Origin of the sequence: Streptomyces sp. NPDC002044, assembly GCF_040296725.1 — a bacterium.
GTDB classification, from domain to species: Bacteria; Actinomycetota; Actinomycetes; order Streptomycetales; family Streptomycetaceae; genus Streptomyces; species Streptomyces antarcticus.
In genome coordinates this window covers 1-1,774 of sequence record NZ_JBEOXU010000317.1, presented here as the reverse complement: position 1 = coordinate 1,774, position 1,774 = coordinate 1, and the positions used below count along the sequence as shown (strand labels likewise).

Below are 1,774 nucleotides of genomic sequence, written 5' to 3'. Positions count from 1 at the left end.
GCACGCGCCTACGGCGAAGGCCGCGTCCGCGGCGATGCGGGACGCGGCCTTCGCCGGAGGTGTACGGGGTTCAGAAGTTCGGGCGCCGGAAGTAGTCGCCGGCCTTGGCGAGGCCCACGATCACCCAGACGCCGAGGCCGAGGAAGATCAGCCCGATCAGCACGGAGAGGATGGCGGCGCCGACCGGTGTGTGCGCGTCGGAGCCGAGCGCGGCCAGGTTGGCGAGCAGGCCGAGCCCGGCGAAGAGGGCCTGGAGCGAGCCGTAGACGATGCCGGAGACGCGAACTCCGTTGCGGCCCTTGCTCATCTTGAGTGCCGTCAGGAAGGGCCACAGCGCCAGGGCGAGGCAGATGATGCCCACGGCGATGATGACGCCTCCGGCGATGGCGCCCGCCTCGCTCGTGGACGAGCTGGACGAGCCCGAGAACGCGGAGGCGAAGAGCGCGCCGCCGAGGATGGCGAACAGGCCGCCCAGCCCCTGCAGGCTGCCCAGGATGAAGAGGATGACGCGGGCCCCCTTCGCGCCTCCGGGCATCTCCATGTGCGCCCCCGGGTATCCGGCCGGTCCGCCGGGGTATCCCTGCTGGGACGGGTAGGCGTATCCGCCCGGCGGGCCCTGGGGCGGGTAGCCGTATCCGGGCTGGCCCTGCGGGGGCTGGGGCGGGTAGCCGTAACCGGGCTGCCCCTGCGGGGGCTGGGGCTGGTCGCCGTAGGGGTTGTTCGGGTTGCCGTAGCTCATCTCGGGGTGTTCCTCCGTGGAAGTGCGGGGACGCACGGCACGCACGCGGAGGAGAGGTGTGTGTCTTGCGGTCCGCCCCCCGGCACTGCCCGCGGCACTCATTCAGAGTGCATCGTCGTCTGAGCGGTGAGGACTTGTCCAGTTCGCCGCCGGGCGCCCCCGGGGCGGCGCACCCCGGGCGATCCCGTGGACGCCCGCTCCGACACGGCAAGACCCGTTGCCGATATGGCAATCTGCTCGTATGGACGACGACATCGACCACGCGCTCGACGCGGTCGGACCCCGGCTGCGCGGCCTGCGCCGGCAGCGCGAGACGACGCTGGCCGAGCTGTCGGTGACGACGGGCATCTCGGTGAGCACCCTGTCCCGGCTGGAGTCCGGTACCCGCAGGCCCAATCTCGAACTGCTGCTCCCCCTGGCCCGGGCCTACGGCGTCACCCTCGACGAACTCGTGGGCGCACCGCCCACCGGAGATCCGCGTGTCCACCTGCGCCCGGTCAGCCGTCACGGCATGACGATGGTGCCCCTGACCCGCCGGGCCGGCGGCATCCAGGCGTACAAGCTGGTGATCCCGGCCGGCAGCCGCCGTCGGGTGCCGGACGCGAAGACCCACGAGGGCTACGAGTGGCTGTACGTCCTCAACGGGCGACTGCGGCTCGTGCTCGGGGACAAGGACCTCGTGCTCGCACCGGGCGAGGCGGCCGAGTTCGACACCCGGGTGCCCCACTGGTTCGGCGCCTGCGACGCCGAACCGGTCGAGTTCCTCAGCCTGTTCGGCACCCAGGGCGAGCGTGCCCACCTCCGCGCCCGCCCCCGGCCGGAGCCGCGCCCCGGCGGAGCTGCCTGACGGCCCGCCCGGAGGCGGCCGCCACCTCGTGACGGGCCATCCGTAGCCGGTCGCCGTCGCCAGGGGCCGTCGCCCGGTCGCGCGCGGTCACCCGGGTGCCGGACCGGTGCGGCGGCGTCGGCCGGGGGCGTCAGCGCTGTGTTTCGTCCACTCACAGCCGCAGACCTTACCCGCGCGCCTACCCGCCG

At 73.3% G+C, this 1,774-nt stretch carries 2 protein-coding genes; one reads left to right on the top strand and one right to left on the bottom strand.

Features of this window, described 5'->3' with window-relative positions:
- Nucleotides 1–70: 70 nt before the first annotated feature.
- The gene (locus ABT106_RS31890) at nt 71–739 is read right to left on the bottom strand and encodes a hypothetical protein (protein WP_351284533.1); all 669 of its coding nucleotides are present in this window, start codon (nt 737–739) and stop codon (nt 71–73) included.
- A gap of 241 nt (nt 740–980) precedes the next feature.
- On the opposite strand from ABT106_RS31890, the gene ABT106_RS31885 reads away from it, so the two are divergent.
- Nucleotides 981–1,586, top strand: coding sequence for a helix-turn-helix domain-containing protein (locus ABT106_RS31885; RefSeq protein WP_351284530.1), 606 nt, complete (start codon nt 981–983; stop codon nt 1,584–1,586).
- Nucleotides 1,587–1,774: the final 188 nt, after the last annotated feature.

Coding starts and splice junctions, on each gene's coding strand:
- ABT106_RS31890 (WP_351284533.1), bottom strand. CDS start 739: ATGAGCTACGGCAACCCGAACAACCCCTACGGCGACCAGCCCCAGCCC.
- ABT106_RS31885 (WP_351284530.1), top strand. CDS start 981: ATGGACGACGACATCGACCACGCGCTCGACGCGGTCGGACCCCGGCTG.